Raw genomic sequence first — 15,500 nt, forward strand, 5'->3', positions numbered from 1 at the left:
CGGCCTACAAATGGCACCATCACGAAGGTCGGGTCCGGTGAAGCCGCCACCCGACGTTAACCCAACCGATAGTGCATCAAATAATACTCTCCATCCGGAGAATCACCCGTCGCCTCAATGTGCCAGCCGTGGCGTTGGTAAAACGCAACCGCCCGCGCATTCTTCACCAGACACTTCAGCGCGCCTGTACTGGTAAACGTCTTCTGAACCTGTTCAAGAAGCCGGCTCCCGACCCCGAGATGTTGATACTGCGGGTCGACAAACAGGTTGTGCAGAAAGTTATCGTTTACCCAGACGGAGGCGAAACCCACTCTGTGACCGTCGTGGATCGCAACCCAGATCTGCTCGTCACGCGTTGCGGCGTCAAAATCCTCAAGCTGCCATTCAGAACCGTCCAGCCATGGCCAGGCAGCGCGTCGTGCATGCAGGTACAGCGTGCGCAGAAACGGCCGATCGTCTTCCTGCCAGGGCCGGATCATGGTATCAGCGGTGATAGAAGATATCTCCGTTATAGGCTTTATGGATTTTGCCATCCGCATCGCCAATCAGAACGTAGTTTTCGCCCATGTAGGTCCAGTGCGTACCGGCATCCGGCGCGGGAAGGTTACGCAACTGGTACTGTTTGATGGTGTACTCAGGCGTCTGATACTGCGCGGGCGCCGTATCGCCAATCTTAAATTTGGTGAAGTCGGCGATGAACTCCTGCTCTTCATAAGCCTTAATGCCGGAAGGCGCGGCGGCCGTTTGCGGGGCTGCGAATGCGGAGCCCGCCAGAGACAGTAATACACCCAGAAGCACCAATTTACGCTTAGCCATTTTTTCTCCAGTGATATCGTTACGGATACGCTTGTCTGCGGAGGACAGTGCGGCAGACAGCCCATTTTAAGTATCAAAACAGGGTGTGTTTGAAAAAAAATGTAACAAAAGTGAACGGTTTTGTGTAGTGCCAGCGGTTGTGAGTATTATTGATATGAATGCATGCTGGTGGGAATAATTCATTGTAATTATCGTTTTGCTGAATTAATTCTGAAAATACATTGTTGCCGTAATTTTATAAACTGTAGATCGTGCATTTTTTTACAGCAGGCTTTAAGATTTTCAGGAAGATTATATTTTAATTAATTGCCCGTCACGGATCGGACAATTCGTTACTTCACTTTTAGATTACGTTTAAGTATTCCCTTGAAAAGACAGTTATTTCAAGCGTGGGTTAGCGCAGGGCTGCGCCCCGTCGGGCGTTCGCCACGAGCAGGGATGATAAGTATATATAAATGAAAAACACAACAGCATTATCTGTAATATTCTTAGCAATAAGTCAGTTGGCGGGATGCGTAATTTCTCCTGGCCAAACGTTAAGTTCCGCAGGCAAAAAAATAATCGCGCCGGCCGATCTTAATAATAGCTTAGATAAACAAATCGAAATTTATCCACTTACGCCCGGATTAATTGAGAAACTACGTCCAGCAGCGGCAAAATCTCAGGCAAATCCTAATCTTGATGAGCAGGTCAAAAACTGGGAATACCGTATTGGAATCGGTGACATCCTGACGGTCACCGTCTGGGATCACCCGGAGCTTACTACGCCCGCAGGACAGTATCGCAGCGCAAGCGATACGGGAAACTGGGTCAATGCCGACGGCACGCTCTTTTACCCTTACGTGGGCAAACTGCACGTGGCGGGAAAAACGGTTTCCGAAGTGCGCGAGGAGATCACCGCGCGGCTGGATAACGTCATTGAAAGCCCTCAGGTGGACGTCAGCGTTGCCGCTTTCCGTTCGCAAAAAGCCTACGTCACGGGAGAAGTGGCGAAATCTGGCCAGCAGGCCATCACCAACATTCCGCTGACGGTAATGGACGCCGTTAATGCCGCCGGTGGGCTTACTGCCGATGCGGACTGGCGGAACGTGGTGCTGACTCACAACGGTCAGGACTCCCGACTTTCCCTGTACGCCCTGATGCAGCATGGCGATTTAACCCAGAATAAGCTGCTCAACCCTGGCGACATCCTGTTTATTCCCCGCAACGATGCGCTGAAAGTATTCGTGATGGGCGAGGTTGTTAAACAGAGCACGCTGAAGATGGATCGCAGCGGCATGACGCTGGCCGAAGCGCTCGGCAATGCCGGTGGCCTGGACCAGAATATGGCCGATGCCACGGGTATTTTTGTTATTCGCTCGGTACGCGAGTCCGGGAAAATTGCGAATATCTATCAGCTGAATGCAAAAGACGCTTCGGCCATGGTGCTGGGCACAGAGTTTCAGCTTGAGCCTTATGACATTGTGTATGTCACCACCGCACCGCTGTCACGCTGGAATCGCGTGATAACGCAGCTTGTACCAACGATTAGCGGGGTGCATGACCTCACCGAAACGGTTCGTTACATCAGATCGTGGCCGCAATAATGTTCAAATCGATATTGGTGGTTTGCACCGGAAATATCTGCCGTTCCCCTATTGGAGAACGGCTTTTACGCCAGTACTTGCCCGACAGAGACATCACCTCGGCGGGAATATTTGGCCTTGAGGGTTGCCCGGCGGATGACTGTGCCCAGGACGTAGCATGGCGACACGGGATTTCCCTGGACGGCCATGTGGCACGCAGGTTGACGCCCGGTCTGATGCAGGAGTCCGATCTCATTCTGGTTATGGAGCCGAAACACCTTCACTTTATTTCCGCCATGGCACCGGAGATCAGGGGCAAGTCGCTGCTATTCGGGCAATGGCTGGAGCCGCAGGATATCCCCGATCCCTACCGTAAAAGCCGTGAAGCGTTTGAATATGTGTTCGGACTCTTGGGTAAAGCCAGCCAGGAATGGGCACGTCGATTGGGTCAGAAAGGAATGAAGCATTAATGTCGTCTTACACAACAGACAATTATGGTGCAGCGGCACCGCAACAAAGTGAAATCGATCTTGTCCGGTTGCTCGGCGAAATGATCGACCACCGCGCGATGATTATGTGCGTGACTTTCATTTCTATCTTATGCGCGGGCCTCTATGCCTGGGTTACGCCGCCTGTTTATCAGGCGGATGCCATGGTGCAAATAGAAAGCAAACAGGATAACAGCCTGCTTAAAGGGTTAAGCCAGCTGGGCTCCGCTGTTTCAACGGATGTAGCCCCTGAAATTTTACTGCTGAAATCACGCATGATCCTCGGCGAGACCGTCGACGACTTAGGTTTGACGTTTCAGGCGAAGCAGCGCGTTTTGCCTGTTGTGGGGCGTCTCTGGCAACGCCTGCAAGGGCGGGGGCAGGGCAAAATAACCTTAGGCGAACTCCAGATCCCGCAGGTGGAGGGCAATGCGCAGGAACTCATACTGACCGTACAGGAAGCAGGAAAGTATCACCTGACGGGCGAAAACATTGAGGCTGACGGTTCGGTCGGAAAAATGCTTGTTACGCAAGGGATCGTTTTGCTGGTGACCTCGATTGACGCTGAGCCTGGCACGCAGTTTTCGCTTAAAACGCTGACGCGCCTGGAGACAATCAACGCCCTGAAAAAGAGCCTCACGGTTGCGGAGTCGGTGAAACAGAGCGGTATCGTGACCTTAACCCTGACTGGCGACGATCCTGACAAAATTGCCAGGGTGCTGAATACGATTGCTGAGAATTATCTCCAACAGAATATCGCGCGTCAGGAGGCTCAGGATTCTCGTAGTCTGGCTTTTTTACAAAAGCAGTTGCCCAAGATCAGAACGGAACTGGATCAGGCTGAAGCGCGGCTGAATGCCTACCGGGCGCAGCGCGACTCGGTGGACCTCTCTTTAGAGGCAAAATCCATACTGGATCAGGTTGTTAACGTCGAGAATCAGCTAAATGAGCTGACGTTCCGTGAGGCAGAGATCTCGCAGCTCTTCAAAAAGAATCACCCCACCTACCGTGCATTGCGTGAAAAGAGACAAACCCTTGAGCGGGAACGCGAGCGTCTGAATCAGCGGGTATCAGCAATGCCCTCCACGCAGCAGGAGATTTTACGCCTGAGCCGGGACGTTGAGTCAGGCCGCACGATCTATTTACAGCTACTGACGCGCCAGCAGGAGCTGAATATTTCCCGCTCCAGCGCTATCGGGAACGTGAGGATCATTGATAAGGCGGTTACGCTCCCGGATCCAATAAAGCCGCGAAAAGCGTTAATCATCGTTCTTGGCGCACTGTTCGGGCTCATGCTCTCAATGGGCGGCGTGCTGGTACACATGGCGTTTAAACGTGGGATTATGCTCTCCGAACAGCTGGAAATGCATGGAATTCCGGTTCTGGCTACGTTGCCTCGTTCCCAGTGGCTGTGGAAAAAAACGCATTTGCGCAGAAAAATTCCGTTTACCCGTCACTGGAAGCACAAAACGCTGGACGTGCCGTTCCTGCCTGTCGATCGGCCTGCTGATATGTTTGTCGAAGCGGTTCGGGGGCTGCGCACCAGCCTGCATTTCTCCATGATGGAGGCTGAGAATCGTATCGTGATGATTTCTGGCCCTACTCAGGACTGCGGTAAAACGCTGGTGGGGACGAACCTGGCGGCTATTGCCGGACAGAGCGGTCAGCGGGTGCTGTTTATCGATGCGGATATGCGCCAGGGCTATGTTCATAACATTTTTGGCCTGGATAACCGCCATGGGCTGTCCAGCGTGCTTGAAGGTAAATGCGACTGTACAGAGGTAATTCAGCGCTTCGAGAAGGGGGGAATCGACGTCATTACCTGCGGCCCGGAACCGCTGCGACCGCTGGAGATGTTGTTAAGCGAACGGTTCCTGGCCGTTATGTCATGGGTTAACGAGCATTATGACATCGTCATCATCGATACCCCGCCAGTGCTGGCCGTCACCGATGCGGCGCTGGTTGCCAGAGCAGCCGGAACGACGCTGATGGTGGCCCGTTTCGATAAAACCAGCGTGAAAGAGATGGAGAATACCATTAAACGTCTGCACCGCGTTGGCGTAAAGGTCAGCGGAACCATTCTTAACGATATTGTTAAGTCCGCAGCGCTGTTTTACGGCTCTGAGTGTAGCCAGTATGAATATGGTTATGGTTCGAAGAAAAAGCGGGGCGAGCATTAAGGCAGGGAAAATAATCCCTCTCCCGGGCGGGAGAGGGATAGGCATTACTTCGCCAGGACTTCCTCTGCGGTACGCTCAACCAGAGACAGCAGGACTTTGATGTCCTCCAGCGTCACGGTTGGGTTCAGCAGGGTCAGCTTCAGGCAGGTGACGCCGTTATGCTCGGTCACACCGACGTTTGCACGGCCAGACTCCAGCAGCGCGTCACCAATTTTCTGGTTCAGCAGGGCGATACCCGCGTCGTCCATCTGCACCTGTCCACGGAAGCGGAACAGCACGCTTGCCAGCTGAGGCTGCATCACCAGTTCCAGAGCAGACTGCTCTTTAACATAAGCCGCAACCTGCTGTGCCAGCGTCACGCCGTGGTCGATGATGGCCGCGTATTGCTCCTGACCCAGCGCTTCCAGGCTCATCCACAGTTTCAACGCGTCGAAACGGCGCGTGGTTTGCAGAGACTTGGAGACCAGGTTAGGCACGCCCGCTTCTTCATCGAACTCAGAGTTCAGATAAGCCGCCTGATAGCGCATCAGCTCATAATGACGCGCTTCTTTCAGCAGGAACGCGCCGCAGCTGATGGTCTGGAAGAACTGCTTGTGGAAGTCCAGGGTTACGGAATCCACCAGCTCAATGCCGTCCAGGTAGTGGCGATACTGCTCAGACATCAGCAGCGCGCCGCCCCAGGCCGCATCAACGTGCACCCAGATATTCTGCTTCGCAGCCAGCTCAGCAATGGCACGCAGCGGATCGATAGCACCCGCATCGGTCGTGCCGGCGGTGGCTACAATCGCCAGGATCTGCTCGCCGTTCGCGTTGCACTGCTCAATTTTCGCCGCCAGATCGGAGAGATCCATGCGGGAGAATTCGTCCGTTTTCACCTGCACCACGGACTGGTAACCCAGACCCATCAGCGCCATGTTTTTCTGCACGGAGAAGTGTGCGTTTTCCGAGCACAGGACGCGGATTTTACGCAGATCGCCTACCAGACCGTCCTGCTGAACCGAGTGGCCCTGACGGGCGAAGAACGCGTCGCGCGCCAGCATCAGGCCCATCAGGTTGCTCTGGGTGCCGCCGCTGGTGAAGACGCCCGCGTCGCCAGCCTGATAACCCACGCGGGTACGCAGCCATTCGATCAGTTTGATCTCAATAATGGTTGCGGACGGGCTTTGATCCCAGGAGTCCATACTCTGGTTGGTGGCGTTAATCAGCACTTCCGCCGCCTGGCTAACCACCAGGCTTGGGCAGTGCAGGTGCGCCACGCATTGCGGGTGATGAACGGACAAACTGTCTTTCAGGAAGAACTCCACGGCGCGTTCAATCGCCGCTTCGTTGCCCAGCCCTTTCGGGTTGAAATCCAGCTTAATACGGTCGCGCAGCTCCGCGACCGTTTTGCCCTGATACATCTCAGGCTGTTTCAGCCACTGCATCACAGCCTGAGTGCTTTGTTCAATCGCCTGCTGGTAAGCTTCAATGCTCTGCGCAGAGGAGAACAAAATTGGGTTTGAATCAGACATCGTATTCAACAACTCCGGTTACGCCGGGCGAACGCCCGCAGCAAGCAGCGCCTGCTCGAATTTATCCAGGAAGATTTTCAGCTCTTCGTCGCTGATCAGCAGAGAAGGCAGCAGACGCAGAACGATACCGTTACGGCCGCCACGCTCCAGAATCAGACCGGCTTCGAAGCACTTCTTCTGGATCAGCGCAGACAGCTCGCCGTCGCCAGGGAAGCAGCCCATGTGGTCAGCGGCTTCGTGCGGCTTAACGATCTCGATACCGATCATCATGCCCAGACCGCGAACGTGGCCGATGACCGGATAACGTTTCGCCATCTCTTTCAGCTGGCCCTTCAGCCATTCGCCCTGTGCGGCCACTTTGCCCGCGATGTTCTGGTCTTTCAGGATCTTCAGCGTCGTCAGGCCGGTCGCCATTGCCAGCTGGTTGCCGCGGAAGGTGCCGGTGTGGTGACCAGGTGCCCATGCATCGAACTGCTTCTTGATGCCGAGTACAGCCAGTGGCAGACCACCGCCAACCGCTTTAGACATCACGATGATGTCTGGCTCGATGCCTGCGTGCTCGAAGGCGAAGAATTTACCGGTACGGGCAAAGCCAGCCTGAACTTCGTCGAGGATCAGCAGAATGCCGTGTTCCTGAGTCACTTTACGAATGCGCTGCAACCACTCAGCCGGAGCCGGGTTCACGCCGCCTTCACCCTGAACGGCTTCCAGGATCACCGCAGCAGGTTTACGCACGCCGCTTTCGACGTCGTTAATCAGGTTATCGAAGTAGTAGGTCAGCGCCTTCACGCCCGCTTCACCACCGATACCCAGCGGGCAGCGGTACTCGTGCGGGTAAGGCATGAACTGGACTTCAGGCATCATGCCGTCAACCGCTTCCTTCGGAGACAGGTTACCGGTGACGGACAGCGCGCCGTGGGTCATACCGTGGTAACCACCAGAGAAACTGATGATACCGCTACGACCGGTCACTTTTTTCGCCAGCTTCAGCGCAGCTTCAACGGCGTCAGCGCCGGATGGGCCAGTGAATTGCAGGCAGTACTCTTTGCCCTGACCAGGCAACAGAGAGAGAAGATATTCTGAAAACGCGTCTTTCAACGGCGTGGTCAGATCCAGGGTATGTAACGGCAAGCCGCTGGTAATGACATTTTGGATGCTTTTCAGCACATCAGGATGATTGTGGCCAAGCGCGAGGGTGCCTGCGCCTGCTAAACAGTCAAGGTATTCTTTATTATCTGCATCGGTGATCCACACGCCTTCTGCTTTCGTGATCGCTAAAGGCAGTTTGCGCGGATAACTCCTGACGTTAGATTCAAACTCGGCCTGACGGGCCAGATAGGTTTCGTTGCTTTTGTGGGCATCTACGGTGTCAATACGGACTTTATCCGTCATCATATCACTCCTACAACCGCCGCTTCGTTATGAGCAACGATTGAATAAAAAGTTAAAAAACAGATGGGGCCTGAAAAAAACGCCGCCAATATAGAGCCTTTTGTCACCGGGCTCAATGGTTAATTTGTTTACTGTTTTGTGACACAGGGCACAGGGGAGGGGGTAACCTCATTTTCTGGCAAAAACTTGCAGTTTATAGCGAGTAAAAACAGTGGCTTAGATATGAATTGTCAGCATTGTAAAATCAGACAAAAGAGTGTGGCAAATTGTGCGACTGGCAGGCTAAAAGGAGGCGGGGAGCCTCCTTACGCTGTTTATTTCTGGGTAATGCTTAAAATGCCGTGTTCGCGTCCCTTCGTTTTATTCCACGACGCGTCCGTAATGCCGTTCTCATCCAGGCTTAGCGATATCACAAAACCATTACCGTGAATTTCATAAAAATTGGCGTTCAGGCGTTTAACGCTGGCTTTTTTGGCGCATTTTCCGCTTTGGTTTGCTGATATCACACGAGCCATTGCCAGCGCTCATTTGCGTGCACCCCGAGCGCTCTAACTGAGCGCGATAGTGTGCGCTAATGGCGTGTGTAGGCGAAACTGCTTTAAATACTTATGCATAGTTAGGAAGTTGTTATATGAAGTATAGAGTTTAGAAGAGGGGCCATGATAGCCCCTAAGACTTAGAATTGTCGTGAGAGAATGATGTAACCGTTAAATCTAATGCTACATTCATCCTTGTTCATTAAACTGGATGCAATGAATACATCCTTTTTAGCATCCTTATTGATATATGTGTATTTTGCTGTAATTGTTTTCACGTCGTTTTCAAAATAACTGGGTAAGTAAATTTTTTTATATATAGCTAATGTTTTATCCTTGCTCTGATCTTTAGCATAATCAATTTTTGCTAAAGATTCTGCATAAATTTTTGAGACTGGGGAAACGTCTATCAGTTCTACCTTTGCTTTGGTTTCATCTATAGTACTCGTATCAATTTTTAACTCATTTGATAGAGCATCAAACAAGGTTGATTCCATAAACAAGCCAATTGCAGCACAACCAGGAGATTTGGCATGGACTAAAATAGGTAGTAACATTAATGAAAATATTAACTGTTTTTTGAACATAGTTAATCTTCCACTACTAATATTTTATCTTTGCTTGCTGCAATAATTTTTCTGTACGGAAGATTTAAAACGATACAACCATCTGAAGCTTCTCCCGGATGCGCTGAGCTATCGCCGTGTATCATGAACCCATCACGCCCACACATCTGATTTTCTACATAGGGTGTAAGTCTCATTGTCCAGCCTTTGGTTTTGCGGTGATAGAAAGCCGATCCGAATGCATAAGTTCTATGATTTCAATCGAACCCTCCCGACCTTTTACATCAACAGAGCCTTTAATCTTATTTCCAGTATCGTCTGTTAACCACAGATAAACAGCTACAGCCATTTAAAATCCCTCTTGTTATTTATTGATATTGAACGCCAATCGTACAGCGCGTGACAGAAGGGAGGAAGTAATTTATTCAGTAAAGCATTTATAGTCAAAAGAATGGCTAAATATATCAAGCTTCGATTTAGATCATAAAGTGAATAGGCCGAGAAGTAAGGTTAAGTGAATAAGTGAGCGATAAAGTACATGCATTAAATACTTTCAACAATATTTTAGTACATTGTTATATGTTTTATTTATCTATCGCATCCTAACTGCCTTGCGTAAATCATTTCAAAAAATCTTGCACCTTACCTGCGGCCCCGGTTACACTAAACACCTAAAATTATTTATGATTAAATAATTGTTTTATAAGTAATTTGACTCGGGGTGCCCTTCCTGGTGAAGGCTGAGAAATACCCGTATTACCTGATCTGGATAATGCCAGCGTAGGGAAGTCAGATGCCTACCCGGTCATCGCTTCTTCACGTACGGCAGGAGCGAAACCATGCAGCCTGACCTGCTCGATTCACACGTTTTATTTCAATTCCGAACCCGTTCCCCGCTCACGCACTGTATGACTAACGATGTCGTACAGGCCTTCACCGCCAACGTTCTGCTTGCGCTCGGTGCGTCCCCGGCAATGGTGATCGAAGCCGAGGAAGCGGAACAGTTCGCCACGCTTGCCGATGCTCTGCTCATCAACGTTGGCACGCTCACCGCGCCGCGCGCCCAGTCGATGCGTCGGGCCATTGAGAGTGCGGTTGCTGCGGGCACCCCCTGGGTTCTGGACCCGGTCGCGGCTGGCGCGCTGGCGTTCCGCACCCGTTTTTGCCAGCAAATCGTATCGCTTAAACCTGCTGCCATTCGCGGCAATGCCTCCGAAATCCTGGCCCTTGCCGGGATGAGTGCGGGCGGTCGCGGGGTAGACACCACCGATACGGCTGCAAGCGCCTTGCCCGCCGCGCAGGCGCTCGCCCGCCAGACCCACGCCGTTGTGGTGGTCACAGGGGAAGTGGATTACATCACCGACGGGCAGCGAACCCGTACGGTCGCGGGCGGCGACCCGCTGATGACCCGCGTGGTGGGAACAGGCTGCGCGCTCTCGGCGGTCGTCGCCGCCTGTTGCTCACTGCCTGGCGACAGGCTTGATAACGCGACGGCAGCCTGCGGTTTTATGAAGCGTGCAGGATCGGCTGCTCTGTCTCAAAGCCAGGGGCCCGGCAGCTTTGCCTCTGCGTTTCTGGATGCGCTTTACGCGCTGGAGGCACAGGCATGAATCGCATCAATGCCCTGACTATTGCGGGAACCGATCCAAGCGGCGGAGCGGGGATCCAGGCAGATCTGAAAACTTTCTCTGCGCTCGGCGCTTACGGCTGCTCGGTTATCACCGCGCTGGTGGCGCAAAACACGCGCGGCGTACAGTCGGTGTATCGCATTGAGCCGGATTTTGTTGGCGCGCAGCTGGATTCGGTATTCAGCGACGTACGTATCGACACCACCAAAATCGGCATGCTGGCAGAAGCAGACATTGTTGAAGCGGTTGCTGAACGTCTTAAACATTACCGGATAAAAAACGTAGTGCTCGATACCGTAATGTTAGCCAAAAGCGGCGATCCGCTGCTCTCCGCTTCTGCTGTCGACACGCTGCGTAAAAAGCTGCTGCCGCAGGTGGCGCTGATCACGCCCAACCTGCCCGAAGCCGCCGCGCTTCTGGAAGCGCCGCACGCGCACAACGAACGTGAAATGAAAGAGCAGGGGAATGCGCTGCTGGCGATGGGGTGTAGCGCGGTGCTGATGAAAGGCGGTCATCTTGATGATGCAGAAAGCCCGGACTGGCTCTTCACTCGCGATGGCGCGCAACGTTTCACCGCGCCGCGCGTACAGACGAAAAACACCCACGGCACGGGCTGTACGCTCTCTGCCGCGCTGGCGGCGCTGCGTCCCCGTCACGCGAACTGGGCGGATACGGTGCAGGAAGCGAAGGTCTGGCTCTCGGGCGCGCTGGCAAAAGCCGATTCTCTGGAAGTGGGTCACGGTATTGGGCCGGTTCACCATTTTCATGCATGGTGGTAAGCCGTATACTGGCATGAAACCTCATGCCAGAGAAAAACAGAGATGGAACAAGCGCATACCCGGTTAATTGCCCAGCTCAAGGAACGAATTGCCGCACCGGACAACACGCCGCTGTATCTGAAATTTGCCGAAACGGTCAAAAACGCGGTGCGCAGCGGCGTGCTCGCTCACGGGAATATTTTGCCCGGCGAACGTGACCTGAGCCAGCTTGCCGGCGTATCGCGCATTACGGTGCGTAAAGCGATGCAGGCGCTGGAGGAGGCCGGGGTCGTCACCCGGGCGCGCGGCTACGGCACGCAAATCAACAATATCTTTGAATATTCGCTGAAAGAGGCTCGGGGGTTTTCCCAGCAGGTGGTACTGCGGGGCAAAACGCCCAATACGCTGTGGGTGAATAAACGTGTGGTGAAGTGCCCGGAAGAGATCGCCCGCCATCTTTCCCTTGCGCCGGAAAGCGACGTGTTTCTGCTTAAGCGCATCCGCTATGTGGACGACGATGCGGTATCCATTGAGGAGTCCTGGGTACCGGTAGGGTTAATTCCCAACCCGGACGATATTGGCGTCTCGCTTTATGATTACTTTCGCAGCCAGAATATCTTTCCGCAGCGCACCCGTTCCCGCGTCAGCGCCCGGATGCCGGACAGCGAGTTTCAGACGCATATAAAGATGGACGATAAGATACCGGTGCTGGTGATCAAACAGGTCGCGCTCGATCAACAGCACCGTCCCATTGAGTACAGCATCAGCTACTGCCGCAGCGATCTATACGTCTTTGTGTGCGAGGAGTAGTGCGTCGCGCGTGGGGGCGCAGTCTCCACCGCGATGGCTGACGACCCAGGCGGCTACGGCATTGCCAAGCTGCACCGACTCCGGCAGTGACCATCCCGCTGCCAGCCCGGCAAGTGTGCCTCCCGCATGGCTGTCACCCGCGCCGATGGTATCGACCACATCAGCAGGAAACGCCGGAACGTGTCCGGAGGCGTCACCGTCATACCAGATCGCCCCGTCTTTATCCTGGCGCACGATCAGCGCAGCGCTAAAACGCTGCTGCCACTGTTTGCCGAGCTGCTCCACGTTCACGCCAAGCCATTCAGCGGCAAGCTCTGCCTCCTGACGATTAAGCGAGACAATCGGTTTGCAGGCCATCATCCGCGCCATCAGCGGGTCGGGGATATCCGCAATACGCGGACCGAAATCAATAAAGAGCGTTACATCCTGAAGACTTTCCACCCAGGCCGTCAGCAGCTCGCCGCTGGGCGACGCCAGCTGGTAGCCGGACAAATAGATCAGGCTTTTCTCCGGCACGCTTAACCCGTCCAGCCAGCGCTGCTGCCACTGATTCTCCACGCCGCTGAACGACATAAAGGTGCGTTCACCGTCAGGCTCCACCAGCGCCAGACACCAGCCGTTATCGCCCGTTTCCGCTTCCACGGTGCTGTGCAGATCCTGCTTCGCCATGGCGTTACGGATAATATCGGCCCATACGCCGTGGCCCACGGGAAGCGCGTTTTGCGCAGCAATGCCGAGCCGCTTGAGGGCGATGGCGATATTCAGCGCGCAGCCGCCAATATTCACGCCCTGTTGCTTCAGCTCGATATCACACCCGCGCCAGGGCAGGGCGTAGGCGTCGGCAATCACGTCGATCACCGCCGCGCCCAGCACCGTTACCGGACGCGTGGCGTGAAGCGTTTCGAGACGGCGGGCAAAAGCACTCATACACCCTCCCTTTGCTCCCGGAAGTGCAGCAGCTTGTCGCAGTAGTGGCCGAAATCAAGCCGGTTGACGGCATCCAGTTCGCGCCTGAGCGCCGGATCAATGGCCTGTATACCGTGCAGCGCGCCGCAAATGGCGGTTGCCATCGCGCCGATAGTGTCAGTGTCACCCCCCAGGTTGGCGCATAAAAACGCGCAGCGGTTCGGGTCGGTTCCCGCCAGTTCGACCATCGCAATGGCCGCCGGAACGGACTCCAGGGTACTCGTGCCCGCGCCAATAAGCTGATAGATCTGCTCGCTGGCGGATTCCGTACCGTTGGCTTCGCGCACGGTTTTCAGGGCCAGCTCAATGCGTGCCGAAAGCGAGGCGCTGAAGGTGGTCGTGTTGGCCTCCTGGGCCGCGCGGGCAATACCCGGCAGGGCATCAGCGATGTTCTGCCAGCGCTCGCCGTCGATAGCGCGCGAAACCGCCCACGCGATGACCACCGCACCGGCGATGGCGAGATCCGATTTATGGGTCGGGCTGGAGGCTAACGCAACCTGTTCCACAAAGTGCGTCAGACGCGTAGCCGGCAGCAGACAGCCCAGCGGGGAGGCGCGCATCGCGGCCCCGTTGGTGACGCCGTTATTTTCCAGCTCGCTCACCGGCCTGCCGTCACGGATGGCGTTCAGGGCAATTTTGGAGGTCGGGCCAAGCACATTCTTATTGAATGCGTCGAAATCCAGCGCCCAGTTCAGAATATGCTTACCGATAACGTCAGGATTAATCTCCCCGTCGCATTCGATAATCGCATCGGCCAGGCACAGCGCCATGGATGTATCATCGGTAAACTCCGCCTGCCTGAAGTAGCAGGCGGCATTATTCTCGGCCGGGCCGGGTAAGAAACGGTCGATCCAGCCGAAGTGTGCTTTTACCCGCTTGCGCGGCCACAGCTCCGACGGCATTCCCATCGCATCCCCTAACGCCTGCCCGTAAAGGGCACCGAGAATACGGTCTTGTTTCATTTAACTTCCCCTCGTGTCAGCGCGGTATCGCCATCAACCACCTCAATTGCGGTGATCTCTTTATCCGATTCGCGGAAAAACAGCATAAACAGCACGGCAATCACCACAATCATGATTGCACCAAACGTCCACATTCCGGCCCAGTTGAAGGTCAGCCCATTCACCGGCTCTTTATATGCGAACATTTTTTCCATCATCACGCCGCCGAGACGGTAACCCAGCAGGCTACCAAAGCCCTGACAGCACAGCGTGATCAAGCCCTGCGCCGCGTTGCGCATATGCACGGGCGCTTTTTTATCCACGTAGATGTAGGCGGTGACGTAATAGAAGTCATAGCTCACGCCGTGCAGCAGAATGCCGAGGAACAGCAGGGCGTAGGTGAAGTACTGCTCGGCGCCACCGTAAACAAAGAAGCCGTAGCGAATGGCGGCGGTGATCAGGCCCAGCAGCAAGACCTTCTTAATACCAAAGCGTTTGGTAAAGAACGGCAGGGCGAGCATGAAGAAGATTTCAGAGAACTGGCCGAGGGTCATCCAGCCAGTGGCATTTTTCATCCCCACTTCGGTGAGATAGCCGTTGGCAAAGATGTAGTAGAAGGCCAGCGGCATGGCGAACAGGAACGAGCAGAAGAAGAACACCAGGAAGTTTTTGTCGCGCAGCAGGATCAGCGCGTCCAGCCCCAGCATGACTTTGAAATCCAGCTTGCCGGTGCTCTTCGGCGGGGTATTCGGCAGGAACAGCGCGAAGACGCCGAGCAGAAGGGAGCTGGCTGCGGTCATCAGCAGGGGAATATTGGTGTCGGAGATGTCGCTATAGCCCATCATCTGCGGCAGGAAGCCGCACGCCAGGCCCGAGGCAATCCAGCCGATGGTGCCCATCACGCGGATGCGCGGGAAATCGGCCTCCACGTCATCGACGTTCGCGAAGGCGATACTGTTGGTCAGCGCGATGGTCGGCATATAGGTCAGGGAGTAGGCCAGCAGCAGCGGGAAGAAGGTGCTGAACTGGGTTTGCTGTGCGGCGAAGTACATCAGGATCGCGCCGGCGAACATCAGCACCGCCAGCACCTTCTGGGCGGCGAAGAAGCGGTCCGTCAGCGAGCCGACCAGGATGGGCGAGAGGATCGCGGCGATGGCGGTACAGGCATACGACCAGCCGATTTCGCCGGCAGTAAACCCGCTCTTGCTCAGCCACAGCCACAATGGCACAAACCACGCGCCCCAGATAAACCATTCAACGAACATCATGAATGACAGTTGGACTTTCGTTTTCATTTTTTAATCCTGCATGTCAGAGGTACGCGGTTAACATACCATGTGATA

Annotated in this window: 14 protein-coding genes, 2 pseudogenes and 1 riboswitch; of the genes and pseudogenes, 6 read left to right on the plus strand and 10 right to left on the minus strand. The window is 54.4% G+C overall.

Annotation, left to right across the window (positions count from 1 at the left end; all coding sequences use genetic code 11):
- Positions 1–56 precede the first annotated feature (56 nt).
- Complete coding sequence (locus tag E0L16_RS18500; protein WP_112791526.1) at positions 57–533, minus strand: GNAT family N-acetyltransferase; 477 nt, start codon at positions 531–533, stop codon at positions 57–59.
- Positions 484–816, minus strand: coding sequence for an RcnB family protein (locus E0L16_RS18505; protein WP_063868328.1), 333 nt, complete (start codon positions 814–816; stop codon positions 484–486). The genes E0L16_RS18500 and E0L16_RS18505 overlap by 50 nt, the downstream gene beginning before the upstream one ends.
- Before the next feature lie 455 nt (positions 817–1,271).
- Here E0L16_RS18505 and E0L16_RS18510 point away from each other — a divergent pair, with 455 nt between their 5' ends.
- From E0L16_RS18510 to E0L16_RS18520, 3 genes are read left to right on the plus strand one after another with little or no spacing between them, the layout of a single operon-like run.
- Positions 1,272–2,402 (plus strand): polysaccharide export protein, encoded by a 1,131-nt coding sequence (locus E0L16_RS18510; RefSeq protein ID WP_107533375.1) that lies wholly within the window; start codon positions 1,272–1,274, stop codon positions 2,400–2,402.
- Complete coding sequence (locus E0L16_RS18515) at positions 2,402–2,851, plus strand: arsenate reductase/protein-tyrosine-phosphatase family protein (RefSeq protein ID WP_107533374.1); 450 nt, start codon at positions 2,402–2,404, stop codon at positions 2,849–2,851. The genes E0L16_RS18510 and E0L16_RS18515 overlap by 1 nt, the downstream gene beginning before the upstream one ends.
- The gene (locus E0L16_RS18520; protein WP_112792437.1) at positions 2,851–5,049 is read left to right on the plus strand and encodes a polysaccharide biosynthesis tyrosine autokinase; all 2,199 of its coding nucleotides are present in this window, start codon (positions 2,851–2,853) and stop codon (positions 5,047–5,049) included. Before E0L16_RS18515 ends, E0L16_RS18520 begins: the two co-directional genes overlap by 1 nt.
- Before the next feature lie 44 nt (positions 5,050–5,093).
- Here E0L16_RS18520 and E0L16_RS18525 read toward each other — a convergent pair whose 3' ends face one another.
- The 5 genes and pseudogenes from E0L16_RS18525 to E0L16_RS22250 form a co-directional block, all read right to left on the minus strand.
- Positions 5,094–6,560 (minus strand): pyridoxal phosphate-dependent decarboxylase family protein, encoded by a 1,467-nt coding sequence (locus tag E0L16_RS18525; RefSeq protein WP_102749971.1) that lies wholly within the window; start codon positions 6,558–6,560, stop codon positions 5,094–5,096.
- A gap of 18 nt (positions 6,561–6,578) precedes the next feature.
- Complete coding sequence (locus E0L16_RS18530) at positions 6,579–7,955, minus strand: diaminobutyrate--2-oxoglutarate transaminase (protein ID WP_014884533.1); 1,377 nt, start codon at positions 7,953–7,955, stop codon at positions 6,579–6,581.
- A gap of 311 nt (positions 7,956–8,266) precedes the next feature.
- A pseudogene (locus E0L16_RS18535) lies at positions 8,267–8,546 on the minus strand (hypothetical protein); the annotation flags it as partial.
- Between the two features lie 82 nt (positions 8,547–8,628).
- A complete protein-coding gene (locus E0L16_RS18540; RefSeq protein WP_165498425.1) occupies positions 8,629–9,075 on the minus strand; it encodes a Shiga toxin A subunit in 447 nt (148 codons plus the stop codon).
- 217 nt (positions 9,076–9,292) lie between these two features.
- Positions 9,293–9,403 (minus strand): annotated as a pseudogene (locus E0L16_RS22250) (type VI secretion system tube protein Hcp); the annotation flags it as partial.
- 358 nt (positions 9,404–9,761) lie between these two features.
- Positions 9,762–9,858, plus strand: a riboswitch (TPP riboswitch).
- Positions 9,859–9,893: 35 nt separating this feature from the next.
- Here E0L16_RS22250 and thiM point away from each other — a divergent pair.
- Genes thiM through E0L16_RS18560 form a run of 3 tightly spaced genes read left to right on the plus strand, consistent with a single transcriptional unit; the run spans position 9,894 to position 12,250 of the window.
- On the plus strand, positions 9,894–10,664 hold the full coding sequence (gene thiM, locus E0L16_RS18550; RefSeq protein ID WP_131637746.1) for a hydroxyethylthiazole kinase: 771 nt from the start codon (positions 9,894–9,896) through the stop codon (positions 10,662–10,664).
- A complete protein-coding gene (thiD, locus tag E0L16_RS18555) occupies positions 10,661–11,461 on the plus strand; it encodes a bifunctional hydroxymethylpyrimidine kinase/phosphomethylpyrimidine kinase (RefSeq protein WP_131637748.1) in 801 nt (266 codons plus the stop codon). Before thiM ends, thiD begins: the two co-directional genes overlap by 4 nt.
- A gap of 42 nt (positions 11,462–11,503) precedes the next feature.
- On the plus strand, positions 11,504–12,250 hold the full coding sequence (locus tag E0L16_RS18560) for a GntR family transcriptional regulator (RefSeq protein ID WP_112792434.1): 747 nt from the start codon (positions 11,504–11,506) through the stop codon (positions 12,248–12,250).
- On the opposite strand, the gene E0L16_RS18565 is transcribed toward E0L16_RS18560, so the two are convergent.
- The 3 genes from E0L16_RS18565 to E0L16_RS18575 are packed head-to-tail and all read right to left on the minus strand — an operon-like array spanning position 12,224 to position 15,452.
- Positions 12,224–13,177: a PfkB family carbohydrate kinase gene (locus E0L16_RS18565; protein WP_131637750.1), complete on the minus strand. Its 954-nt coding sequence runs from the start codon at positions 13,175–13,177 to the stop codon at positions 12,224–12,226. The two genes, E0L16_RS18560 and E0L16_RS18565, sit on opposite strands and share 27 nt — an antisense overlap.
- On the minus strand, positions 13,174–14,178 hold the full coding sequence (locus tag E0L16_RS18570) for an ADP-ribosylglycohydrolase family protein (RefSeq protein ID WP_131637752.1): 1,005 nt from the start codon (positions 14,176–14,178) through the stop codon (positions 13,174–13,176). The genes E0L16_RS18565 and E0L16_RS18570 overlap by 4 nt, the downstream gene beginning before the upstream one ends.
- Complete coding sequence (locus E0L16_RS18575; RefSeq protein ID WP_003859236.1) at positions 14,175–15,452, minus strand: nucleoside permease; 1,278 nt, start codon at positions 15,450–15,452, stop codon at positions 14,175–14,177. Before E0L16_RS18575 ends, E0L16_RS18570 begins: the two co-directional genes overlap by 4 nt.
- Positions 15,453–15,500 lie beyond the last annotated feature (48 nt).

The sequence above is a fragment of the Enterobacter quasihormaechei genome, from assembly GCF_004331385.1.
Lineage (GTDB): Bacteria > Pseudomonadota > Gammaproteobacteria > Enterobacterales > Enterobacteriaceae > Enterobacter > Enterobacter quasihormaechei.